This window comes from Neobacillus mesonae, from assembly GCF_001636315.1.
GTDB classification, from domain to species: Bacteria; Bacillota; Bacilli; order Bacillales; family Cytobacillaceae; genus Neobacillus; species Neobacillus mesonae.
Genome location: NZ_KV440949.1, coordinates 2,321,405 through 2,343,679 on the forward strand (window position 1 = coordinate 2,321,405; position 22,275 = coordinate 2,343,679).

General features: G+C 45.5%; 23 protein-coding genes. 7 read left to right on the forward strand and 16 right to left on the reverse strand.

The window, feature by feature from the left end; genetic code table 11:
* Positions 1 to 13 precede the first annotated feature (13 nt).
* Together A6749_RS10925 and A6749_RS10930 are read right to left on the reverse strand one after the other, a co-directional pair.
* Positions 14 to 1,168 (reverse strand): 3D domain-containing protein, encoded by a 1,155-nt coding sequence (locus A6749_RS10925; protein ID WP_066389354.1) that lies wholly within the window; start codon positions 1,166 to 1,168, stop codon positions 14 to 16.
* A 340-nt stretch (positions 1,169 to 1,508) separates the two neighbouring features.
* On the reverse strand, positions 1,509 to 1,922 hold the full coding sequence (locus A6749_RS10930; RefSeq protein ID WP_066389355.1) for a hypothetical protein: 414 nt from the start codon (positions 1,920 to 1,922) through the stop codon (positions 1,509 to 1,511).
* Between the two features lie 203 nt (positions 1,923 to 2,125).
* Between A6749_RS10930 and A6749_RS10935 the strand changes: the two genes are divergently transcribed.
* Positions 2,126 to 2,539: a helix-turn-helix domain-containing protein gene (locus tag A6749_RS10935; RefSeq protein ID WP_066389356.1), complete on the forward strand. Its 414-nt coding sequence runs from the start codon at positions 2,126 to 2,128 to the stop codon at positions 2,537 to 2,539.
* A gap of 289 nt (positions 2,540 to 2,828) precedes the next feature.
* On the opposite strand, the gene A6749_RS10940 is transcribed toward A6749_RS10935, so the two are convergent.
* Both A6749_RS10940 and A6749_RS28900 read right to left on the reverse strand, forming a co-directional pair.
* Positions 2,829 to 3,053: a hypothetical protein gene (locus A6749_RS10940; RefSeq protein ID WP_066389357.1), complete on the reverse strand. Its 225-nt coding sequence runs from the start codon at positions 3,051 to 3,053 to the stop codon at positions 2,829 to 2,831.
* Entirely contained in the window at positions 3,043 to 3,753 is a 711-nt protein-coding gene (locus tag A6749_RS28900) for a single-stranded DNA-binding protein (RefSeq protein ID WP_236719787.1), read from the reverse strand. Before A6749_RS28900 ends, A6749_RS10940 begins: the two co-directional genes overlap by 11 nt.
* Positions 3,754 to 3,999: 246 nt before the next feature.
* Between A6749_RS28900 and A6749_RS10950 the strand changes: the two genes are divergently transcribed.
* Both A6749_RS10950 and A6749_RS10955 read left to right on the forward strand, forming a co-directional pair.
* Positions 4,000 to 4,428: a YwpF family protein gene (locus A6749_RS10950; RefSeq protein ID WP_066389361.1), complete on the forward strand. Its 429-nt coding sequence runs from the start codon at positions 4,000 to 4,002 to the stop codon at positions 4,426 to 4,428.
* Positions 4,429 to 4,587: 159 nt separating this feature from the next.
* A complete protein-coding gene (locus tag A6749_RS10955; protein ID WP_127489332.1) occupies positions 4,588 to 4,842 on the forward strand; it encodes a hypothetical protein in 255 nt (84 codons plus the stop codon).
* Positions 4,843 to 4,917: 75 nt separating this feature from the next.
* Here the strand turns inward: A6749_RS10955 and A6749_RS10960 are convergent, their stop codons facing one another.
* The gene (locus A6749_RS10960) at positions 4,918 to 5,268 is read right to left on the reverse strand and encodes a hypothetical protein (protein WP_066389366.1); all 351 of its coding nucleotides are present in this window, start codon (positions 5,266 to 5,268) and stop codon (positions 4,918 to 4,920) included.
* A gap of 233 nt (positions 5,269 to 5,501) precedes the next feature.
* Here A6749_RS10960 and A6749_RS10965 point away from each other — a divergent pair, with 233 nt between their 5' ends.
* The gene (locus tag A6749_RS10965; protein WP_066389371.1) at positions 5,502 to 5,816 is read left to right on the forward strand and encodes an MGMT family protein; all 315 of its coding nucleotides are present in this window, start codon (positions 5,502 to 5,504) and stop codon (positions 5,814 to 5,816) included.
* A 713-nt stretch (positions 5,817 to 6,529) separates the two neighbouring features.
* On the opposite strand, the gene A6749_RS10975 is transcribed toward A6749_RS10965, so the two are convergent.
* Both A6749_RS10975 and A6749_RS10980 read right to left on the reverse strand, forming a co-directional pair.
* The gene (locus A6749_RS10975) at positions 6,530 to 8,521 is read right to left on the reverse strand and encodes a penicillin-binding transpeptidase domain-containing protein (RefSeq protein ID WP_066389377.1); all 1,992 of its coding nucleotides are present in this window, start codon (positions 8,519 to 8,521) and stop codon (positions 6,530 to 6,532) included.
* A gap of 366 nt (positions 8,522 to 8,887) precedes the next feature.
* A complete protein-coding gene (locus A6749_RS10980) occupies positions 8,888 to 9,811 on the reverse strand; it encodes a M23 family metallopeptidase (RefSeq protein ID WP_066389378.1) in 924 nt (307 codons plus the stop codon).
* Positions 9,812 to 9,950: 139 nt separating this feature from the next.
* Between A6749_RS10980 and A6749_RS10985 the strand changes: the two genes are divergently transcribed.
* Positions 9,951 to 10,385 (forward strand): VanZ family protein, encoded by a 435-nt coding sequence (locus A6749_RS10985; RefSeq protein ID WP_066389383.1) that lies wholly within the window; start codon positions 9,951 to 9,953, stop codon positions 10,383 to 10,385.
* Between the two features lie 358 nt (positions 10,386 to 10,743).
* On the opposite strand, the gene spoIID is transcribed toward A6749_RS10985, so the two are convergent.
* The 6 genes from spoIID to A6749_RS11015 form a co-directional block, all read right to left on the reverse strand.
* Positions 10,744 to 11,781: a stage II sporulation protein D gene (spoIID, locus tag A6749_RS10990; protein WP_066389385.1), complete on the reverse strand. Its 1,038-nt coding sequence runs from the start codon at positions 11,779 to 11,781 to the stop codon at positions 10,744 to 10,746.
* A 759-nt stretch (positions 11,782 to 12,540) separates the two neighbouring features.
* Positions 12,541 to 13,851, reverse strand: a complete 1,311-nt coding sequence (gene murA, locus A6749_RS10995) for a UDP-N-acetylglucosamine 1-carboxyvinyltransferase (protein ID WP_066389387.1) — start codon at positions 13,849 to 13,851, stop codon at positions 12,541 to 12,543.
* Between the two features lie 32 nt (positions 13,852 to 13,883).
* Positions 13,884 to 14,822, reverse strand: coding sequence for a YwmB family TATA-box binding protein (locus A6749_RS11000; protein WP_066389389.1), 939 nt, complete (start codon positions 14,820 to 14,822; stop codon positions 13,884 to 13,886).
* 376 nt (positions 14,823 to 15,198) lie between these two features.
* Positions 15,199 to 15,435 carry a DUF1146 family protein gene (locus A6749_RS11005; protein WP_066389390.1) on the reverse strand — a complete coding sequence of 79 codons (237 nt, stop codon included), beginning with the start codon at positions 15,433 to 15,435 and terminating at the stop codon, positions 15,199 to 15,201.
* 230 nt (positions 15,436 to 15,665) lie between these two features.
* Positions 15,666 to 15,848 carry a hypothetical protein gene (locus A6749_RS11010; RefSeq protein ID WP_084798065.1) on the reverse strand — a complete coding sequence of 61 codons (183 nt, stop codon included), beginning with the start codon at positions 15,846 to 15,848 and terminating at the stop codon, positions 15,666 to 15,668.
* A 52-nt stretch (positions 15,849 to 15,900) separates the two neighbouring features.
* A complete protein-coding gene (locus tag A6749_RS11015) occupies positions 15,901 to 16,227 on the reverse strand; it encodes a YflT domain-containing protein (protein ID WP_066389392.1) in 327 nt (108 codons plus the stop codon).
* A gap of 178 nt (positions 16,228 to 16,405) precedes the next feature.
* Here A6749_RS11015 and A6749_RS11020 point away from each other — a divergent pair, with 178 nt between their 5' ends.
* Complete coding sequence (locus A6749_RS11020) at positions 16,406 to 16,753, forward strand: IDEAL domain-containing protein (RefSeq protein ID WP_066389393.1); 348 nt, start codon at positions 16,406 to 16,408, stop codon at positions 16,751 to 16,753.
* A gap of 246 nt (positions 16,754 to 16,999) precedes the next feature.
* Positions 17,000 to 17,251, forward strand: a complete 252-nt coding sequence (locus A6749_RS11025) for a GlsB/YeaQ/YmgE family stress response membrane protein (RefSeq protein ID WP_066389395.1) — start codon at positions 17,000 to 17,002, stop codon at positions 17,249 to 17,251.
* A 54-nt stretch (positions 17,252 to 17,305) separates the two neighbouring features.
* Here A6749_RS11025 and A6749_RS28905 read toward each other — a convergent pair whose 3' ends face one another.
* The 3 genes from A6749_RS28905 to A6749_RS11040 all read right to left on the reverse strand — a co-directional run bounded on the left by A6749_RS28905 (position 17,306) and on the right by A6749_RS11040 (position 22,075).
* Positions 17,306 to 18,265 (reverse strand): DUF4405 domain-containing protein, encoded by a 960-nt coding sequence (locus A6749_RS28905; RefSeq protein ID WP_236719654.1) that lies wholly within the window; start codon positions 18,263 to 18,265, stop codon positions 17,306 to 17,308.
* 226 nt (positions 18,266 to 18,491) lie between these two features.
* Entirely contained in the window at positions 18,492 to 19,352 is an 861-nt protein-coding gene (locus A6749_RS11035; RefSeq protein ID WP_066400927.1) for a CheR family methyltransferase, read from the reverse strand.
* A gap of 2 nt (positions 19,353 to 19,354) precedes the next feature.
* Positions 19,355 to 22,075 carry a CHASE3 domain-containing protein gene (locus A6749_RS11040; RefSeq protein ID WP_066389397.1) on the reverse strand — a complete coding sequence of 907 codons (2,721 nt, stop codon included), beginning with the start codon at positions 22,073 to 22,075 and terminating at the stop codon, positions 19,355 to 19,357.
* Positions 22,076 to 22,275: the final 200 nt, after the last annotated feature.

Here is a 22,275-nt window from a genome sequence, read left to right on the forward strand (position 1 = left end):
CGGAACCATTTTATTAATCCAATACAATAACTTTTACCGTTCTTCGACCCCAGCTGTAAGCTGCTTTCTTGGTTGGGACGAGAATATCGATTTTGTGACCTTTGATGGCGCCGCCTGTGTCACCGGCAATCGCCACGCCGTAGCCTTCTACCCAAACCTTACTACCAAGCGGGATGACCCTTGGATCAACCGCAATTAGCTTCATATTTGGGTTCTTTTTAATATTATAACCGAGCGCTGTAATACTGCCGGAATCATATGGGGTGTAGGCTGTTGCTGACACATACATCTCCTTGCCGCTATTAGCCTTGCCACCGTCTGATTTAGAATCATTATTTTTTGGAGCAGGGGCAGTCACTGAAGCGACAGCAGGCTTTGGTTGCACCTGGCGTGCTTTTGCCGCTTCTTGCTCCTGCTTTATTTTTGCCTGAATGTCTTTCATTTGCGATTCGATTCCTGCTTTTTCCTGCTGAACAAGCTTCATTTGCTTCATGATTTGCTCATATTTTTGTTGCATGGTTGCTAAGACAGCTTGTCTTTTTTGCATGTTTTTGTTGAGCTCCTGCTGCTGGGCAGCAAGGGTGTTTTGTTCTTGTTCTAACACCTGCTCCTGCTGATCGATTTCTTTTTTGTCATTTTCGATTTGCTGCAGGTCTTCCTTTTGCGCGGTTAGAATGTCTTTGTCCGCGTCCATCAGTGTTGATGCGGCACTAGCGCGCTGGATGAATTCGGCGATGCTGTCAGACTCAAAAAAGAGGTTGATTAGCATGTTGACCGAATCGTTTTGCTGCAAGGCCACTGCCCGCTTTTTCATGATATCCTTACGTGAGAGGATTTTGTCCTCTAAAACCACAATTTCTTCCTTTTTCTTTTCAATCAATGCTTGTACAGCAGCAATTTTTTTCTCAGTTGCTGCCATTTGCTCTTGATTTTTCGTGATATAACTATGTATGGATTGCAATTCCTGCTGAATTTTTTCTATTTCTTTATTCACAGCTTGCTTTTCTTGCTCTTTTTGTTCTACTACTCTTTGTTTTTGCTGCAGCTGTTGCTTCGCATTTTGCAGCGCTTCATTGTCTGTTTGCGCATAAGCGGCGGTCATCGTCCCCGACGCACACAACAAAACCGTAAGTAATACGAGAATTATACGCTTAATTGTAAGATGCATACACTTCTCCCTCCTTATTAGTCTAGTTATAACAGAACAATATGCCAGCAATGTTACAAAAATATTAAAAACCCATCACATTTTGTCATAATAGGGCTGTCATTATGGTGTCTTTTAGGGGTGTCAGGCACCACAAAAAGACACCATTCCACCCCACGTGTACATTATGGGGAATTGTGGAATTTGGTGCCTGACACCATAGAAACACAGGATTCCATCTCAGGTGGACACTTTGGCGTTTTCCATCATAACCTGATCCCCCTTCTTCTTATTGTCTTTCATCTAATACAAAAAGGTTCCGCCCTTTGGTTTTGGGTGGAACCTTGTAACGGCTTTTCTATTACTTGTTTTCGTCTTGTGTTAGTTTTTTGGCTTCTGCTAGTAGTCTCGTTTTTTCCTTTTTGATTGGGCAGGTTTTTCCCTTTGGCATATGGACAATGTAACTAACCATTGTCCCCTGCTTGAATAATAGGCTCTTGAAGGCGTCGGTAACCTCTTCCTCTGTTAGCTCGCTGCCTTCCATCACAATCTGATGTTTCTGGTTATCCCAGTTAAAATGAATGTTATGATCTCGTAGGTTGAATGTAAAATTTGCTGAAGGAAGCGGAATACTTTGATAGCGGAGCTCCCCCGCTTTCATTGTTTGCGGTGACTGATGCGTCAGTAGAATGGCGTCATAGAAGTCTGGTTTTCTTGTAATTTCCCATTCGCGTTCTCCAATTCTTTTACCGATGAAAAATAATGTACCCTCCATAAAACTCCCCCACAAGTGACAAAATGTTACAACACCGTCAATAATTCGATATTATTCTTCAATATCCTTTATATTTCCCCGGCAATTTTCCCAAGTGTGCACAACTTCCACATTCATCGCTGTGCATATCATGCACAAACACCCTCTAAGGTATCGTTTCCCGTTAAGTTAAGGACAGGAAAGTTGAAATGGCGGTGTAAATGATGTCAATAGCGAAAAAATTGCGCATGCTTCGCGACAAACAAAACTGGTCCCAGGAGACTCTTTCAAAAATTATTAACATGGATCGCTCAACGATTAGCCGATATGAAACAGGTAGAATTATTCCGAATGATGAAACGCTGCAAAAATTTGCAGAAGTGTATAAAGTAGATAAAGATTTTTTTAAAACTAACAGAGGCTTTGAAGAGCCTGCCCCTAATCCCAGCGGTTTTATGATGAAGGAAGGTCCCGTGGATCCCGACCTTGTGATGATTCACCAGCTGCTTGAAGATCAAGCAGACCTGAAAAAGGCTCTGATCGAACTGCATCTAATGGCACCGAAACGCAAAGCCTTTTTCTCCCATGCCATTGTGAATTTTATTAAGTTGAATAATATACATAAGGAAAAAATGTAACCCTTCAAAAAGCCATTTAAACACGAAGAAGCCGCTGACATGAGTTCAGCGGCTTCTTTTTAAAAAAACAGGGGGGTTTTAGTACAAGTATATCCAGCCAGCGGATTTTTAAACATGGATTGAATTATTTCTCCACAAAGATTTATAAAAGCAGTCGGCTGGCCCTTGCTGCTCAAAAAAAAATCCCGGCAAAACGCTGCCGGAACGGTAAGTTTGGGGAATCTTGCGGGGACGGAGTTGATTTTCTTTTTCAATAGAAGACAGGTTAGATAGGAATCAGAGCTCGCGTTCACGAATGATGCAGGACCTTTTCATGCCGTTTGTGCGGACGTGCTCCGTAAATTTTGACCGGGCCTCGTTCCCTGAGCTCAATTTGATGCTCCCTGACAATCCATTCCAGCTGGCTGACGCGCTTTTGCAGGCTGTCGACATTTTTATTGGCTTTTCCAACCATTTTAATTAAGCTCTCCAGCAGCTGCTCCAGGTTGTCGGATTCCTTTTCGTTAAAATGCAAGCTCCCTCTCCTCCTTCTGCTGATCGGCAGCAGCGGCATGCCATTCGGTCACTGTTACACTTGACTGCGGTTCCGCTGGTATATGCTGGTCACCTGGAAAAACAGTCGTGTCATTCATGTGCCGATTAGCGTCGCTGGGAGACCTTGCCACAGCTGATTGGTCAAGACCGCCGCCATTTGAGATAGCCACACCTGTATCACGAGGATCAGCAGGCGATGAAACTGCACTTGCACTGCGGGAATCCTCATGCCGTACAGCTGAACCGGCATTCCCACCCGCATAACCAGTATTCCCTTCCGCTGAACCGGCAATAGATTCCGCCGCACGGTTGTATTGATGAGCGGAACTGCCCTTGGATTCCGACGCAGCTGCACGCGGTTTGGGTGTACTCAGGAAACGCACCGTTTCGGCAATGACCTCTGTGACATAAGTCCTTTTTCCTTCCCGGTTGTCGTAATGGCGGGTATGCAGCCTGCCCGTGATCCCAATGAGCGCTCCTTTTCGACAATAGTGGCAAGTGTTCTCCGCCGCCTTCCGCCACAAGGTGCACTGGACAAAATCCGTGTCGATCTCGCCATTATGGTTGCGAAAATTGCGATTTACAGCTAATGTGATTTGTGTCACCGATGTTCCGTCCGGTGTCGATTTCAGTTCCGGATCCTTCGTTAATCTGCCAACAAGCGTCACTTGATTTATCAAAATTTCAACTCCTTTTCCGTTTGATACTCTCATCATAGTCCTGCTGCTGGAGGCTTGTAAAACTGAGATAATGGCCGTATCAACAGTCGAATTGTCACGAAAAAGGGCCTATCAAAGGGGCTTTTGTAAAATTTTGCGGAAATTGATCCGCGAATGAGGGTTTTTCCCATATGACCAAAAGATTTTTCGACATTCGCTTTTAAGTGACATATGTTATAATTAGGAAAAACAGATTGGAGGGCGTCGATGAAAACATTTAAATTGTTCTCGTTGGATGTTATAGAGGATGATCAGTCAATTGAAGTTCCATTGGTCGACGGGCTTGTGCTCAACAAGGAGGACGAACATTACACCTGGCTGCTTGAGGCCTACACCGATTTAAATATGTACGATTTTTTCAACAAAATTCATAGCGAAAAGCGCGAAATTATTGTCGAAGCCAAGATTACGAAACCAGAAAATGCCCCTGCTTATTTTCAAACAAAGATTTGCTCTCTGCTCAAATTCGAACATCACATCAGTATCCTATTAGAGGGTCATCTTCGCCGCAATAAAAGCGACTACTCCGAGCTGCTGCTCGACAACCTGCTCCAAAAAGGCCTAGAGGGTCAAGCCCTGCTCGACGAATTCAAAGAAAAAATGAAAAGCAAACCAAAGCTCAAAGTCAAAAATTAATTTATGAATGCACAAGTGGTGCACGGGGACGGTTCTTTTGCTTCATTCTATGAAGCGCAAGAACCGTCCCCGTGTTTTTTCGCCATTTTTTGTTGATTTTTTTTTGTCGTTTTGGAGATAATAAAATAGTCAATTTTTGCCAAGAAGGGAGGGATTTTGATGAAAGGTGGACTTGGTTTAGTTATTTCTGTCGTAATTGCGATTTATTTAGCAATTGATGCACCGAAGCATAATAAACGCTCATGGCTTTGGGCCATCTTAGGGCTTTTCTTTGGGCCAATTGCTCTAGGGATTTATTTAATCCAGACAGGCCGCAAAGTATTAGGCTGGATCATTCTAGTCGTTGTAGGACTTCTTTATATTTTTCTTATATTTCTTTTTATCGCGGCTATCTTCCTTCTTCAGGGGATGTAAGCAGGGCATGATACATGGGGACGGTTCTCTTGCTTCATTCCATGAAGCGCAAGAACCGTCCCCGGTGTTTTATTCTTATTCGTCTTTGTTGTCCCGATCGTTGCGGTCGATATCATCCTCGATGATGTCTTCCTGCTTAGTGTTTCTGTCTTTCATCGGGTCCTTGTCGGTGTCTGTATTTTTGTCCTCAGAAGTCGGATAGTGATCGTTACCGTTTATAACGTCGTTTTGATCATTTGGCGTAAGATCATTATTGTCATTACCCGGTGTTAGATCGTTTCTGTTATTGCCCGGTACCAAATCATTGTTGCGGTCATTAACAGCCGGAGGCGGCGGATTCTGTCTGTTATTATCATTATTACAGCCCACTAACAAAACTCCGGAAAGCACAGAACCAGCAAGCATCAATAACAACTTTCTCTTCATAGGAAAAGCTCCTTTCAAGTGGTTTTTTACAATTTTATCTTCCCCCTCAACACCAAAAATGTTGCTAGCACTTTTTAACAATCGAAATTGGTGTCAGATGGCCATGTGAAAACTTCACATACTGTCCACGGTGGGTGGAATCGTGTCCACAAAGGGTGTCAGGCACCATGTGAATTTTTCACAATTGTTATATAATGTTTGTACGTTGTTTAGAAAGGAAATGAAGTTGTATTGTGACGCCTTTTACTGAGAAAGTTATTGGTATTATTCGGAGTATTCCTGCTGGAAGGGTGATGACTTATGGGCAGATCGCTAAGCTGGCGGGAAGTCCGCGTGCGGCGCGCCAGGTTGTGCGTATTCTTCATTCGATGAGCCGTGCTTATAAGCTTCCATGGCACCGGGTTGTGAATGCCAAAGGAGCTATCGCCATCCAAGACGATGAGTCCTACAACGAGCAATGGATGTCGCTTGAAGCGGAAGGCGTACTGGTAGGGCTTCATGGGGTGATTGATTTGAAAAAGTATTTGTGGGAACCTGATGGGGAATGATAATTGGAGGTTAGCTTATTGGATTAGGAGGACGGCAATCCGGTTAAATGTCCAAGGGGCCGTTTCGTAGGAAGATCCTTTTTATGGGCCTCTACGTGACCGCACTTCCCTTTTTTACTGAGTCAAAGTCACGTAGTAACCTTCTACGTGACCGTACTTCCTTTTTTCCCTGCTCTAAAGTCACGTAGAAACCCTATACGCGACCGTACCTCCCTTTTTTTCTGCTCTAAAGTCACGTAGAAACCCTATACACGACCTTACCTCCCTTTTTTTCTGCTCTAAAGTCACGTAGAAACCCTCTACGTGACCTTACCTCCCTTTTTTTCTGCTCTAAAGTCACGTAGAAACCCTCTACGTGACCGTACTTTCCTTTTTTCCTGCTCTAAAGTCACGTAGAACTTCTCTACGTGACCGAATTTCCCTTTTTCCCTGCTCCAAAGTCACGTAGAACTCCTCTACGTGACCTTACCTCCCTTTTTTCCTTGCCCAAAAGGCACGTTGAAACCCTCTACAAGACCAAACCACTCTTTTTCCTTGCTCCAAAGTCACGTAGAAACCCTCTACAAGACCAAACCACTCTTTTTCTTCCCCAACAGGTACATAAAACCATCTCCGCTTACCACAATAGACCCGAAACGACCCAACCTCCAAGATCCCACCAACCACAAAAAAACAACACCCGCCAAATAAGCAGGTGTCATTTTTCAAAAATCCTATTTCCATTTTGTATAAATGTTCTTCACTTTTTTCACCGGAATCGAAGAGCCGCCGCGCTTTTGGACGTCCTCAATCATCATCCCGATCATTAAGTCCGGTTTTTTATAATTGTAGCCAACAAACCAGCCAAGCTCTGTGCCGGTTTCACCCTGCTTCTGCTTGATTTCCGCGGTTCCGGTTTTTCCAGCAAGAGAGTAATCCTTCATTTCCGCGGCATGGGCGGTCCCGTGCACATCACCGACAACCTTCCGCAAATCGGCTGAAATTAATGCAGCGTGATCCCTGGAAACAACGCCTTCCTGCATGACCTGGCCTTGCTTGTCATCCGCCAATAAAATCGGCTTTATCATATTGCCACTGTTAACAAATGGCGTATAGGAAGCCAGCAAATGCACGATACTCATCTGAATCTGCCCTTGGCCGTAGCCGGAATCAGCTAGCGCAATCTCGCTGCCAAGTCCGCCAATTTTAGACGTCTCCAGAGGGTAAGCATAATCCAGCTCGCTTTCAAAGCCGAATTTTTTCAAGCCAGCTGTAAAACCATCTTTACCTATTTTTAAAGCGGCTTGGGCATAATAAATATTATCCGAGTAGACGAGTGATTTTTCTAGGTTGATCGGGCTGCCGACGTGAACGCGGGTGACGTAGTAGCCGCCCCATGACTTGTCTTTTTGCCACTGTTTCCCTTCTATGTTCACACCTTCGTCTGGTTTAATCGCGCCGCTCTCAAGGCCGATTGCCGCGGTGATCGGCTTCATCACCGAGCCTGGCGCAAACACTTGGCTGAAGCGCGTCAACAACGGCTTTTTCTTATCATCCTGGAGCTTCTTCCATTCGTCGGTCGAAAACCCTAACATGGCCTGATTTGGATCAAATGACGGACTCGACACGAGTGCCAGCGTCTCGCCGGTCATCGGGTTCATCGCTGAGGCGGTCCCGGCTTCCTTGCCCATTTCGTCAAAAATAGCAACCTGCAAATCGGCATCGATGGTCAGCTTGATGTCCTTCCCGTCCTCAACCGGTTTTTCGGCCAGCACTTCCTCGCTGCCATCCGCTTTTTTAATGGAGATTTTGACACCGGTTGTGCCCTTCAGCTGTTCATCAAACACCTGCTCAAGGCCGCGGACACCTACCACATCGTTCGCCGTGTAGCCCTTGTCCTTTAGTTTTTCCAGCCTTTCCGCGGTAATCGGACCGACGTAGCCAACCAGCTGCGCCGCCGCTTGTCCGTACGGATAGACGCGGGCTTCAACTTTGCGGGTCTGCACCGGCTCGAGAGCTACCAGCTGGGCCACGCGCTCCTTGTCATCCATGGAGACCTTTTTCAGCGGGACAAACATCCCTTCCTGCACCCAGCTTGCGCCGACCGCTTTGTTGATCTGGTCAGGGGACATTTTTAACAGCTTCGACAGCGGCTCGAGAACTGAGTTGTCCAGTTTCCCGGCGACGACACCGACTTCGTATACCTGACCGTTTGCCGCTAAGCTGTTGCCAAAGCGGTCAAGGATTTCCCCGCGTTTCGGCGTGACCGTATTCAGGCTGATCTTGTCGCCTTCTTTTAGCTGTGGAAAAATAAATCCTGTATTCCAATCGACATACCAGTTTTTCTTATCGTTCTTTTCTTCCTTCTTGAGATTAGCTTTGTAGGTAAATGATATAGGTCCTCCGACGCTATTCATATCAACGGTAAAAGAATATTGGGCTTTGTCGTTATCGCCCTGTTTGTCATCTTTTGGCTTCTTGAAGTGAATCTTGAGATCGGAAATCTCTAAATCATCGTAAATTTTCTCATAACGGCTTGTAAAATCCTCTTTTGAGATTTTCTTTTTTGCACTATTGGAAAGATAATCATACATCTTATCAAACTTCTGCTTATTCCATAAATCTATGTACTCCGCAAACCGATCCTGCGGCTGCGGCTCCTTACTGCAGCCCGCAAACACTACAACCAGAATCACCGCCAGCAGCACCCCAACAAACTTCTTCATCGCATAACCCCCTCAAAAACCTTGGATATTCCCATTTTAACACAAAGGACATTGACAGTTAGTGTCAGGCACCATTTCCCATTATATTTCCCAAGCATGTGTCACAAGTCGGTGTCAGGCACCATGTGAAAACTTCACAAACTGTCCGTGGTGGGTGGAATCGTGTCCACAGTTGGTGTCAGGCACCATTTCCTATTTTATTTCCCAAATCTCAATCGCCAAGCCCTAAAAAGCGCAAAAAAAAAGAGGAAAGATTTTTTCCCCTTCCCCTTTGTTACGTTATTTACTTTATTTATAGTGCCTTGGTGGCCTTCGTGGGCCTAGTGGACCTACTGGTTTTTGGTTATACCCTGACCCCAAGTTCTATTATGAATTTGTGCTATCTGTTGTCTTTGAAGATTCGCTTTCGTCTGTGGATTCATTACCATCGGGTGACTTGTCATCATCAATGGACTTTTCGTCATCAACAGATTTCTCGTCATCAACGGACTTCTCATCGTCAACAGACTTGTCGTTTTCCAATGACTTGGCCGGATCTTCCGTTTTTTTCTTCTCTACATTTGTCTTTGGCGTTTCCATTGACTTTTTCTCATCAGACGTCTTTAGTTCCATTAACGCACTGATTGGCTTATCAATGAAATTCGTAGGGTTCACCGCTACACCATCTTTGCGGATTTCAAAGTGAACGTGCGTGCCCGCTTTTTCATTGAACAAGCTTTGTCCAGCCTTCGCAAGAACATCGCCTTGCTTCACTTCGTCGCCAGCCTTCACTTTAATCTCTTTCACAGATTGATATTGTGTTACAATACCATTGGCGTGCTCGATTTCAATCACATTTCCAAGAACAGCATCTTGATCATCCACACGAAGGACAGTACCGCTTAAAGAAGCAGTGACATCAAAGGTTTTGCCATCCGGCATTGTGATGTCAACACCAGTGTTCGGCTGGTACGTATTGTTGTAAAATACGAGTGCCGCTTCCTGATCCTCTGTTTTTCCCTTAAAATCATAGAATTTGGTTTTAATCACAGCGGACTCAGTGTTTGCCACTGGCATTTTGAAGTTTTCCAATGACTTGTTAACTTCTACCGCAGGCGGGTTCTTTTTGCCCGTCAAATCACTAGACTTGTAATCATACTTGTCTGTGTTATTCCCGGCTGATTGATACCAAAGAACTCCTGTTAAAATGATTGCTGCACTTGAGATATAAATGGCTGGAAACACCCAACGCTTTTTAAAGAAGCGTTTCATTTTTGAACCTTGAGAAGATCGATTGTTTTCCTCTCTCATTTTCATCACCTCAGCAATCATTCTGAACAGATCAGTAGAATTATATACACTAGTCTGAAAAAATTTTTATTTTTTGTCAGCGCAGAGGTTTTTATGCATGCTTTTTGAAAAAATAATTCCGGTCAGGAGGAACTTTTTAATGAAAAACATTTTAAAATGGGGACTTCGGGTTTTGCCTTTCCTATATATGGCCGCGGTCTGGATTCAGTCCAGCCTGCCGTCCGACCATTTCGTCGAGCTGCCGGACTCCGCGCTCGACCACACCATCAAGGAATCGCTGCATTTAATCGAATTCGCGATTTTGTACGTGCTCCTCGTGCTGGCGTTTTTAACGAGGCAGCGTTCCTTCACGACAGGATTGAACCTGGCGTGTGCCTTATTCGCCGGCCTTTACGGCATCAGCGACGAAATCCACCAATCGTTCTACCCGTACCGCTCGGCGTCATTATTTGATTTGGTAAAAGACTTCACGGGAATCACAGTCAGTTATTATTTCATTCGCGGCGCGCTGTTCAGCGGGAAATTTGCGCGGCTAGGGAAAGGGCTTGGCCGGGTGAAATCACTTGGGCAGTGATGCCGGGATTGAAGCGGGCCGATTGCAGGGGATTGGACCGCTCGCGGGCCTAGGCGAGTTTTGATGCCATCACGTAAAAATTATAGAAGCTGGTTTATCAGCGATTTTAAGCGCTCTATTAGCGGAGTCAGGCAGTTTATTAGCGATTTCGTAACGCCTATAGCGAATTTAATTAAGCACCTTTTAGCGATTTACTACTGCCTATTAGCGATTTCAAGCACCCTATTAGCGATTTTCTAACGCCTATTAGCGATTTTAGGATCTCTATTAGCGAATTCAGACCGTTTATTAGCGATTTTCAACCAATCGCCAAAATTTAAAAAGCCAGGCGCGCCGCCTGGCTTAGATAACTAATCTATTATTTCCGCGCTGTAACGGTCGCGAGCATGTTTTCGGCTGAAGTGATTTTGACCCCTTTGTAGTAGTGCAGCACGATGTCCTTGTAGCTCTTGCCCTCGGCAGCCATCCCGTTGGCGCCGTATTGGCTCATGCCGACACCGTGGCCGAAGCCCTTGGTCGTAATCACAATGCTGCTGCCCTTCCGTTCCCAAGAAAAGTCCGTCGAGCGCAAATCCAATTTTTCGCGGATGCTTTTACCAGTTAAAATTTTTCCGTTAAAATCAACCTTGGCCACGCGTTTGCCTTCCGTCCGGGCGATAATTTTTCCAATCGTGCCCCCAGAACCGACCCTCACACCAAGCCGGGCCTCAAACTGGCTGACCGGGATTTGCATCTTATGAATGTATTTCTCCGTCCCTTTGTCCCATGGGCTTGAGACGCTTCTCAGATATGGAATCTCCCCATCCCAGTAATCCTCGGAGTTTTCCGTGTAGCCGTTGCTCGTGGAAAAAAACAACGCATCAATCGGCTTATTCTTATAGGTTAAGATTTGGCCGCTCGTCTCACGGACCGCTGTTAACACCTTTTTCTTTTTCCAGGCATAGTCCTTGCCCCAATCCCGTCGCTGCTCGGCATCATTTTTGTACACTTGATGGATCTGAGTGTCGGTGACCATCGCACCTTTAGGCACACCTAGCTTATCCTTGCTGGTCAAGCGATTGACAATATAGGTTCGCGCCGCCAGTGCCTGGGCCTTGAGAGCCTCTTCGTTAAAATCAGCCGGCATTTCCGCCGCCACCACACCCACAAGGTAGTTTTCTAGATCGACTTTTTCAATTGTTGACTTCGCTGAGCGAAAAACGGCCACTTCAACAGCGGGGTCCTTTGTGGTGGAAGTGACTGTTTTACTGGCGGGTGCCTTGCCCCTGGCGAGCTCCTCCCCTAATTTCCCGCTCGCCTTCCCATCGGAAAACGGCAGCACCAGCACGGCCGGAATGATTAAAGTCAAGGCAAAAAGAATTGATGCGAGTACGATGAGTGGTTTGAATTTTTCCATGATTGTGCCTCCAGAATGCAAATTCACAACCGGACCTCCCCGGATGCGTCTCATTAATACATATGGAAGCGGACAAGCATTTATTACAACTTTTTGTGATTGGTTTCAGTAGTGTCATTTGTAATGTCAGTGGTGTCAGGCACCATAAAAAGACACAATTCCACCTGGTGTGGACAGTTATTTTGATTATGAGAACTGAAGCGACTCTTCCTGACCAGTTTCTTTTCTCATAATTCTTCCATAAGAACTTGACATGCCCTGCTTGACCCTTTTCTGTTCTCATGAACCCTTTATGAGAACAATTGCAGCACTTTCCTTCACCAGTCTGTTCTCATGAACCTTCTATGAGAACTGGCCAGACCCCGCTTGATCCCTTTCTGTCCTCACGAACCCTTTATGAGAACAATTGCAGCACTTTCCTTCACCAGTCTGTCCTCATGAACCTTCCATGAGAACTCGCTTGGCCCTGCTTGACCCTTTTCTGTTCTCATGAACCCTTTATGAGAACAATTTCAACACTTTTCTGCACCAGTCTGTCCTTATGAACCTTTTATGAAGACAGTAGTAACACTTTCAAAGGACTTTCCGTTCTCATGAGCACCTATTATTGCTCCCTGAACCAAAATTCCCTTTCCAAAGGGATAACCTTCAAACCAAACTCTCCCTTTCAAAGGGAGCTAGCCCCTCTCAAAACCATAAAAAACAGGACCCGCATTCCCGGGCCCTGTTGCTTTGGTTGTTCTATTTTTTCATAATATGTTATGCATTTAGATCGGTGACATATTTCTGGAATTCGACGACGTTTTCTTCTGCTTCTTTCACGCGTTCGATATCTGCACCTAAAGCGGCTAGTTTTTCGTGGAAGTTGACGTATCCACGGTCTAGGTGTTTGAGTTCCGTTACACGTGTTACACCATCAGCAACAAGTCCGGTAAGAATCAAGGCAGCTGCTGCCCGAAGGTCGGTTGCTGAAACCTCTGCACCTTGTAAATTAGAAGGACCATTTAGGATAACTGAGCGGCCTTCAATTTTAATATCTGCATTCATACGGCGGAATTCTTCCACATGCATGAAACGATTTTCAAAGACAGTTTCCGTAATCATCGATGTGCCCTCTGCGCGAAGCAATAAGGCCATCATTTGCGACTGCATATCGGTTGGGAAGCCCGGATGCGGCATTGTTTTGATATCGACCGACTTCAATTGGTCAGGACCGATCACACGAACGCCATCTGTTTCCTCGATAATCGTCACACCCATTTCCTCCATTTTCGCAATCAAAGAAGATAGGTGTTCCGGTACAGCGCCTTGAACCAGCACATTTCCGCCGGTAATCGCAGCCGCCACCATGAAGGTACCTGCTTCAATTCGGTCTGGAATAATGTTGTGGTCCGCACCAAATAACACATCAACGCCCTCAATGCGAAGCGTACCGGTTCCGGCACCTTTCACACGAGCGCCCATTTTATTCAAGAAGTTCGCTAAGTCTACGATCTCTGGTTCTTTTGCGACGTTTTCGATGATCGTTGTACCCTTTGCAAGGGTTGCCGCCATCATGATGTTTTCCGTTGCTCCAACACTTGGGAAGTCCAAATAAATCTTCGCTCCACGCAAGCGGCCATCTACCTCCGCCTCGATAAAGCCATTTCCGACTTTCACTTTGGCACCCATGGCTTCAAAGCCTTTTAGATGCTGGTCAATTGGCCGGGATCCAATCGCACAGCCGCCTGGCAATGCAACACGGGCACGACCATTCCGCGCTAACAGCGATCCCATCACTAGTACAGACGCGCGCATTTTTCGAACATATTCGAACGGCGCTTCCTCTTTCAACACTCTGGATGCATCAACAACGATAGTATTATTGTTAAAACTAACTTCTGCATTTAGATTGCGTAAAACTTCATTTATTGTGTATACATCGGAGAGTGTAGGTACATCACGTATTACACTTTTTCCGTCACTTGCTAATAATGTTGCAGCGATAACAGGCAGGACGGCGTTTTTTGCGCCTTCAACTTTTACCGTTCCATAAAGCCTTTGTCCGCCGCGGACGATGATCTTTTCCAAGAGTATTCCCCTCCGCGTCCATTTTCTCTATATTAATATTCAATCGTAATAATAGGTGTTCCTACGATAATGGTTGTCCCTAAGCCCAATCCTTCGGAACGCGCACCAATTTGTAAATTCATCCCTTCAATCGAATGGCTGAACATAGGCGATGCGGCCGTTACCGACATGAACTTCTCCTCTTTCAGGGACTCAATTTCATTTGCATTAAAATTCGTTACTAGTTTGTGAACTGTTTTACTTAAAGCCGTATCAATCTTATCACTGACTACGCCTTTCATACAAGAAAAAACTGTCGGTTTTCCCCGAAATATGCCAGATAGCTTATTTTTAAATTCATCGGTGGTGAAAAAGGCCTGTGACGACTTGTTCCATACTTTTCCGCTCACACGATATACTATATACGCATCAATAGGTTGTTTTGTGTGGGTTGCCATAATTTGAAGCATTTCCTTGTGGTGTTCAGATGTTGGAGATACAGCTGTTAGTTCCCATGACTGGTCGCTCTCCTTCACAGACCACTCCCAATCGGGAAACTTTCGTTGAAGCCTATTCGCGTATTCCTGCACTTCTTTTTCACTGCTGAAGCCTGTTAAATGTTCACGTGCATAAAACGACCAATCCTGTAGCAAAATATCTTCGGCTTCTAAAACAGCGCCGATCTTTGCCAAGTCCTGAACGTCTTCTGCTGGAAAAAGCGTTCCGCCTACGCCCGGAGCCTTGTTCTCGTAAATAGCTCCATCCTTGCTGCGAACCTTTTCCGCTGGAAAAAGCCCATTTTTGCTGCTGTCAGCTTTTTCACCTGAAAAAATCAACGCCCCGGCTTTTTCTAAAAACGTCTCTCCTTCGGCGCTTACTTTTTCCCCTTGAAACAAATCCAGACCCCCGACTGCCTCTATCTGCTGGTTCCCAATCACAACCAGGAAAATCACTGTTATCAGGCATAAAAAAAATGTACGATTTCTCTTCATCTCTCTTCTCCCCCTTAATACCATTGTTTCCAAGGAGAAAGAGAGCATACTTGGGAATTATCGTCACTTTTTGACAACAGCTAGTTCCTGCCATCATAGATGTAATACGTCTGACCAATTTCTCGTGACAAATCGAACCCTTTTTCGTATGTAAAAAGAGCCGCAACACGTTGTCGACTGTAAAATACTCGATTCACTTTTAATTAGACGGTGGACATGCACTTTTGGTTTCACGGTGCACTTTTTCCACACAAAGATGATTGTACTCAATTTGTTGTGTTTTGGAAACACATATAAAGACCTAAATTTTTACCAATTTCGGCATTTGCCTCCGATTTAACGTCTGAGTTTGGTATTTGCCCCCGATTTAACACGTTTATTGAAAAATTAACGGAAGCTGTCTGGACCATTGCAGATAATCAAGGAAGAAATTGCTAACAGATGATCCAATGAAAATGGCCAATACTATATACAGCAAACGCGCCTGAAACACTCGGTTCGGCCGGAGCAGTTTCTCCAGGTTAATCGCCTGCAGCGCCCACCACGCAACCGCAATAAACACCAAATGCGACATTATACTAACAAGCGCCATCTGACCAAAATCACTAACCATCCCGCAACCCCCTTTTTATCCTAATCCATTCTAACACATAGACGTACAAAAGTCCTGAAAGTTTCCTTAATTGGTTAATTTTTGGAAGATTTTAAAAATAGGGGTCCTCCTTGGTGTCAGGCACCATGTGAAAATTTTACATGGTGCCTGACACCAACCGTAACGTATTAACTGCCTAAACACCGTTTCCCACACTTTAAACGGTGTTTAGGCAGTTAATTTTCGCTCCATCAATATACCTCATTCCACACCTTATTCAGATTTAGCGGCACATAGACCCGGTCGCCTTGAATTTCGCGGTGGATGATTGGCTCTTCAAATGCCTGCTCCAGCGTCTGCTTTCCTCTTCTCCTATGTCTCGCCCGTTTGTGATCGCCTACTAACTTTTCAAAACTTAGATTTGAATACTTCATATCCATTCTCCTCTCCTTTTAGATAAGCAGGGGCTAGATTGCCCCCGCCCAATTATGGCTGCGTTGATGCAATCACGACTACTCGCCCTTGGTCAAGTTCTTCTTCGAAACGCTCAGCTTCCGCATGGGACAATCCTAATGACTCCATTTTGGAGCGGAGTTCGTCGCCGCGAGTTCGAAAAACGTTAGCAACGGAATCGAGAAATCCCTCTTCTTTGACGCCCACGTCCTGAATATCCAATGAATCCGTCAGATCTTCGGTACGGGTTTCGTCGTGCGCCAACAAATAAATGTCATCCTTCGTGAATCCCTGCAGGTTGAACTGCTCAATCACCTTTTTAGCTTCCAAGCCATTTTCTACTACTCTTACTGTATTCATTGTGCATTCCTCCTTCGCATTTACCGGATATATAACCGCTTTTTGAAAAATTAAAACCTCTTTTTTTAAAGTTAAGTAGATTCGCTCGAAACTGGGACGCCGTGTTGTTATTCGCAGTTATTTTGCAGGTTACAAGGGTTCGATCCGCGGGTATATAGACGATAACGGAGGTGCAAATATGAAAAAACTAGTTTGCAGAAAATGTGGGAACGATCAATTCTATGTGTTACATGTTAATGAAACATTGTGTAAATGCGGGGCACGTCTCAACAAGCTGAGCGATTACCGCGCTGAGTGGCCGCCCGGCTGGAAAAAGCATCTTGAATTAGAACGGGAACGGCAGGCAGAAATCATTGCACGCATCAGCTTACTAAAAAGGCAAATTGACAAAAGTCTAGAAAAACGCGACCAGGCCGGCTTTAAAAAACTTACTAATGAATTAAAGGCCTGCGAGCAGCTGCTGCGCGACCCGAAAGCGAAGTCTGGAAGACAGGTAAATAATGTTAATGGGAAGATGATTACTTAATGAGTGTCTTAAAGTGGCGGTATATGTGACCGAAGCGGTTGAAATTTCTTTATTTAGGGCACGTAGACGGGCCGAAACCGTTTCAATTCGCGCAACTAGATTGCCTCTACTTTACCGAAATAACCGAAACAGCTTCAGTTCGGGCAACAACTAGAAAAATCAAAACAACCAATTTACCGGTTTATTTTTCAAAAATCCGGGTATTTCATACAATACGACACCGAAACTTGAAAGGAGAGAAATATCATGGGATTTATTTGGTCATTAATTATTGGAGGGATTATCGGCTGGCTGGCCGGGCTTATTCTAGGACGTGATGTTCCAGGCGGTATCATTGGGAACATTATCGCAGGATTTATCGGGGCTTGGCTCGGATCGCTGATTCTTGGCGGCTGGGGACCAGTGATTGGCGGATTCTACATTATTCCGGCACTGATCGGCGCCATCGTCCTCGTATTTATTCTCAGCCTCATCCTGAAAAGCGTAAGACATGCATAAAGCACAAAAATGGCTCAGTCGACATACGACACTGAGCCATTTTTTATTTTCCTATCAAGTTAAAGCGGCCTTTGCGTTTCGCTTTTTCCTGAAGATTCGTTTATCCAAAAAATAAGTCGAAATGATGATCGCGGCCCACATCGCAAAATAGTTCAGTACCACGAGAAACGGGTTACTGCTGCCGCCGTGTCCTTCTCTTCCATGAAATTTCCCTTCCCGGAAATCCCCGTCCCGCGCACCCCTAAATGAATTTGCATTGCCATCAATAAAGGTATCCGCCTTACCACTACTAAATGCATTCGTATTCCTATCATTATATGAATCCGATGGGCCACTATTAAATGCATTCGATTGGTCACCATTATTCAAATCAGTGTCCCCACCATTATTTGAAGCCGTTTGACCACTAGGCTGACCACCATTTATAGACGGCCCGCCTTGCTGAAATTGCTTCGGCGGGAAATCACCGATGTTTGTAGCTGCCGTGGAGGAAAACCATTGCATGCCACCTGCTAAAATCGCCAGTGACAAGACGACGGATGCCGTGACACCCTTTCGCAGTTTTCCCTCCTTCGATTTGAATGCTTTTTTACAAACACTCATGACCCATTGCCAGTGAACCCCGATATGCAGACCGACTAACGCGAGCGTTACATCGGCAGCAAAGCCGTGGATGCCGCGGATCGAATGACTCTGCTGAACGGCGAAGCTTGGTAAAACAACCCGTGAAATTAAGATGCCACTAATAATAACAGCAGCCATCGAAATCAATAGCAGTACATTTAACAAAAAGCCGAATCTTGTTTTTCCAGGAAGCTTGTGGTCAAATATCTTTCTCGTTGTGTTAACCACCCAGCGATAGTTCAAACCAATGTGAACGAGAATCGCGACTCCTATGACCAGACCGGCAATTTCATGAAACGGAAGCCCGTTTAACAACCTCGGATTCATCAAGAGCACAAACGTGATCGCCAACATTAAATCCAACACAATTTTTGTATAATTCTTTTTCATTTTACGTCCTCCCAACTCAACAACTGATTCACATTTTATTGGGAGAACCTTAAGAATTCCTTAAGACGTCTTTAGTTACAAATAGCTGCTCACTATTTCTTACACTCGTGCGACAGTTACGCCGTTCCTGCATTCCAAGGCTAATAGACGGTCGGTTCGAGCTCAATAAAGGATCTAAAAAAAGCCCCGGTCACCAATTGGACCGAAGCCTTCAAAAACCTAACCCCTATTTCCCTTTCTGATAAATCCGCTCATTCGGATTAAATTCCACGTAGTCCAGCCCTTTCGGCTTAAACAGAATCGACTCTTTGCTGCCGAGACCGACGAAACCGCCGTCAGCCAGGCTGTTGTAAATCAACCGGTGGACCTTCTGCTGCAGCTCTCTGTCAAAATAAATCATCACATTTCTGCATAGTATCACATGGAACTCATTAAACGAGCTGTCCGTCACCAGGTTGTGCTGGGCGAAGGTGAGGTTGTCCTTCATGATTGGATAAAAATAAGCGTACTGATGGTCGGTAGTGTAATACTCAGAAAATGAATTTTTTCCGCCCGCTTTTAAATAATTCTTCGTATACTGCTGCATTTTTCTCAACGGAAAAGCGCCCTTTTGCGCAGATAAGAGCGCTTTTTCATTCATATCAGTCGCGTAGATTTTTGTTTTATTCGCCAAGCCTTCCTCCTTTATCAGAATGGCCATCGAATAAACCTCCTCGCCGGTTGCACAGCCGGCATGCCAGATGCGGATTTCCGGCAGGTCGCGCAAGAGCGGTACGACCTCGCTTCGAAATGCTGCGAAAAAGCTCGGGTCGCGGTACATTTCCGTCATTCGGATGGAGAGGTCATTTAACAACCGTTCGAGATACGCCGGGTCGTGTAGAATTTTTTCCAATAATGCCGTAATCGTCGGCAGCCGCTCCGCCCTCATGCGGTGAATGATCCGCCGGCCCAAGGATGCCCGGACGTAGTGGCGGAAATCGTAGCCATACTTTTGATAGAGGCCCTCGAGCAGCAAATTAATTTCAATTTGCTCGAGCTCGCTAAGCGGCGTGGACTCCGATGTATCATGCAGTAAAAATTGTTCCATCATTACTGCGCCACCTGCTCCGTCAGCCATACTCGCATTAACGAGAACATTTGGTTAATATCGAGCGGCTTCATGATGTAATCCGAGGCCCCCGCTTCCATACACTTGTCGCGCTCTCCTTTCATCGCCTTCGCGGTCAGCGCGATGATCGGCAGCTGATGCAAGCCAAGTTCCCCACGGATAATCTCCATGGCCTCATATCCGCCCATAATTGGCATCATGATGTCCATGAACACAAGGTCAAAATCGGAACCCTCTCTCAGAATGTCGATAGCCTCCTTGCCGTTTTCCGCAACCTCAACGACGATTCCCTTTCTCTCAAGCGCCGTTACAAGTGCAAAAACATTGCGGCCATCATCTTCAACGAGCAATATTTTTTTCCCTTTAAAAATCAGCCCATCTGAATCTTCACTTTCCAACAGCGCCACTTCTTCCTCTTCTACCGGCTCATAGCTGACACTTGCCGCCGCTTCCTCCAGAGCCAGCATTTTAGGCTGCTCGACCACAACATCCGCCATGCTCGGGATATAAAGTGTAAAGTTGCTGCCCTTGCCCGGTTCGCTTTCTAGCGAAAGAGCCCCGCCAAGCAAATGTGTAAACTCGCGGCAAATCGACAATCCAAGCCCAGTGCCGCCATATTGCCTGTTTGTCGTGCCGTCAACTTGCTGGAAGGCATTAAAAATAATTTGCTGCTTATCAAGCGGGATTCCAATTCCAGTATCAATAACGGAAATTGCCAGTACCGGTTTGTCCGTCCCTAGAATTTCCGGATCTGCCTGTTCAATTTGCACTGTAACCGAACCTTTTTCCGTAAACTTGAAGGCATTGGATAAAAGATTTTTTAAAATTTGCTGCAGTCGTTGGCCGTCTGTTGAAATAACAGGCGGGACACCTACATCAGTTACCACATCAAACCGCAAATTCTTTTTCGCCGCCACAGGATCGAACATCGCTTTCATCATTTGCGGCAGTTCTGTCACGTTGACTTCATCAGTTAATATTTCAATTTTCCCCGCTTCAATTTTGGAAAGGTCGAGGATGTCGTCAATTAATCGGAGCAAATCGCCCCCTGCCGTATGAACGACGCGTGCGGAATCGCGTACTTCCTCGAGCTCCATGTCGTCGTCGCTTTCCATCAGCATCTGTGACAAAATAATGATGCTGTTTAGCGGCGTCCGCAGCTCATGCGACATGTTCGCCAGAAAATCCGTTTTATACTGCGAACTTTGCTGCAGCTTGCGCGAATAGTCCTCGAGCTCGTCCTTCGCTCTCTTCAGTTCGAACGCCCGCTGTTCGGCGTATCGCTTCTGCTCTGCTAAAAATTCGTTGGTCGTTTGCAGCTGCTCCTGCTGCATTTGCAATTCTTCCGACTGTGCCTGGAGTTCCTCGGATTGCGCCTGGAGCTCTTCTGTCATGACCTGCGATTCTGTAAGCAGACGCTCCACCTCCATCCGTCCTAAGACACTGGTAATTGCCGAACCGAACTTGTCCTGCAGCAGATCGAGCAATGTTAGATGCTGCGATTGGAACGGTTGAAGCGCCGCAAATTCGACGACCGCTTCGACTCTTCCTTCATATAATATAGGCGCCACTAATAAACTTCTTGGTGAAGATGCCCCTAAGCCTGTGGTCATTTTGAAATGCTCCTCCGGCAGCTGGTCGATTAGAAAAATCCGTTTATCGACGGCCACTTGTCCAACGATTCCTTCTCCAAGGCGGAAGCTTTGAGCCGAACAGTCATCGTTTGCCAGGGCATAGCCGGCCTCTTTTACGTAAACAGGGTCGCCGCATTGATTTTTACGAAGATAAACCACCCCGTAAACCGCGTCCAGCAATGGGGCAAGCCTCTTTAAAAACAACTCGGACAATTCGGTAATATCGGTGATGCCTTGATAAATTAACGAAATATCGGTGACACTTTTTTGGATCCAGCTTTGTTTTTCAAGGTTGCTGAGCAGGTCATTCATCGCTTCCGCCAGCTCGCGCGTCTCGTCCTTAGACTTCACGTTGATCCGCGTTGTCAGGTCAACGTTGGAATCGGAAGTGGTAATATTCTTAATCGTTGACACGACTTGCCTGATCGTACTGACGATGGAACGTGACAGGTAAAACGCAGTTGCGAGGGTAATCACCGTGACAACCAGAATTATTGCATATAAAGTAATTATTAAATTGGTCGTGTTCTGTTTGAGCTCGTCAATGCGCTGGGTTGTCTGTTTCTTTTCAGTGGAGAGAAATGACGCAAATTGCGTACGCAGCTGATCGGTCACTTTCTTTCCTTTGTAGTTCTTGAATTGCTGGTTCAACTCCTCTGTATTGCCAGTCTTTTTATACTGGATCGCCGCTTCCCCATATTTCGCAACCCAGTCGATAATCAGCGGCTTGATCTCCTCCAGATTACGCTGCTGATTGCCGTTTTGCGCCAGCAGGGAATGGAGTTTGTTGTAGTTGTCGAGCCAGCTGCGGTTTGCCTGATTATACGGTTCGAGATATTCCTCATCGCCTGTAAGAACGAATCCCCGCATCCCCGTTTCCATATCAAGCACATTTTTTTGAATCTGGTTCGCCAAATCGTGGACTTCGACGTCATGCTGCGACACGAATTCGACCTCCTTCTGCAGGGCCGTCATCCGGTTCATCACTATCAACAGAGACAGCACCAAGCAAATCAAGATTGTCAAATAGCCTGTAATTATTTTTGCATGTATATTAAACTTTCTCATGGAAATTACCCTCCTTTTTGTAAAAAAATCCTTTTTTCTATCATATCGTTTTAATGGTGCTGACCCAATGGGAAATAGGACCTAAGATGGGAATTGTCCAGATAGTTTGACAGAAAATCGCATAATCATACGGTATCAGCAGCACCCTGCGATTTTCGAAAAATAGTTCCGCAAAAATCTTTTGAGCCCTTTTTTGAAAA

Excerpts from the sequence above, each read along its gene's own strand:
- A6749_RS10985 (WP_066389383.1), top strand. The coding sequence starts at position 9,951 with ATGAAAAACATTTTAAAATGGGGACTTCGGGTTTTGCCTTTCCTATAT.
- A6749_RS11020 (WP_066389393.1), top strand. The coding sequence starts at position 16,406 with ATGAAAAAACTAGTTTGCAGAAAATGTGGGAACGATCAATTCTATGTG.
- A6749_RS28905 (WP_236719654.1), bottom strand. The coding sequence starts at position 18,265 with ATGAAAAAGAATTATACAAAAATTGTGTTGGATTTAATGTTGGCGATC.
- A6749_RS11005 (WP_066389390.1), bottom strand. The coding sequence starts at position 15,435 with ATGGTTAGTGATTTTGGTCAGATGGCGCTTGTTAGTATAATGTCGCAT.
- A6749_RS11035 (WP_066400927.1), bottom strand. The coding sequence starts at position 19,352 with ATGGAACAATTTTTACTGCATGATACATCGGAGTCCACGCCGCTTAGC.
- A6749_RS11025 (WP_066389395.1), top strand. The coding sequence starts at position 17,000 with ATGGGATTTATTTGGTCATTAATTATTGGAGGGATTATCGGCTGGCTG.
- A6749_RS10960 (WP_066389366.1), bottom strand. The coding sequence starts at position 5,268 with ATGAAGAGAAAGTTGTTATTGATGCTTGCTGGTTCTGTGCTTTCCGGA.
- A6749_RS10925 (WP_066389354.1), bottom strand. The coding sequence starts at position 1,168 with ATGCATCTTACAATTAAGCGTATAATTCTCGTATTACTTACGGTTTTG.
- A6749_RS10950 (WP_066389361.1), top strand. The coding sequence starts at position 4,000 with ATGAAAACATTTAAATTGTTCTCGTTGGATGTTATAGAGGATGATCAG.
- spoIID (WP_066389385.1), bottom strand. The coding sequence starts at position 11,781 with ATGGAAAAATTCAAACCACTCATCGTACTCGCATCAATTCTTTTTGCC.
- A6749_RS11015 (WP_066389392.1), bottom strand. The coding sequence starts at position 16,227 with ATGAATACAGTAAGAGTAGTAGAAAATGGCTTGGAAGCTAAAAAGGTG.
- A6749_RS11000 (WP_066389389.1), bottom strand. The coding sequence starts at position 14,822 with ATGAAGAGAAATCGTACATTTTTTTTATGCCTGATAACAGTGATTTTC.
- A6749_RS10975 (WP_066389377.1), bottom strand. The coding sequence starts at position 8,521 with ATGAAGAAGTTTGTTGGGGTGCTGCTGGCGGTGATTCTGGTTGTAGTG.
- A6749_RS11040 (WP_066389397.1), bottom strand. The coding sequence starts at position 22,075 with ATGAGAAAGTTTAATATACATGCAAAAATAATTACAGGCTATTTGACA.
- A6749_RS11010 (WP_084798065.1), bottom strand. The coding sequence starts at position 15,848 with ATGAAGTATTCAAATCTAAGTTTTGAAAAGTTAGTAGGCGATCACAAA.
- A6749_RS10935 (WP_066389356.1), top strand. The coding sequence starts at position 2,126 with ATGTCAATAGCGAAAAAATTGCGCATGCTTCGCGACAAACAAAACTGG.
- A6749_RS10930 (WP_066389355.1), bottom strand. The coding sequence starts at position 1,922 with ATGGAGGGTACATTATTTTTCATCGGTAAAAGAATTGGAGAACGCGAA.
- A6749_RS10955 (WP_127489332.1), top strand. The coding sequence starts at position 4,588 with ATGAAAGGTGGACTTGGTTTAGTTATTTCTGTCGTAATTGCGATTTAT.
- A6749_RS10980 (WP_066389378.1), bottom strand. The coding sequence starts at position 9,811 with ATGAGAGAGGAAAACAATCGATCTTCTCAAGGTTCAAAAATGAAACGC.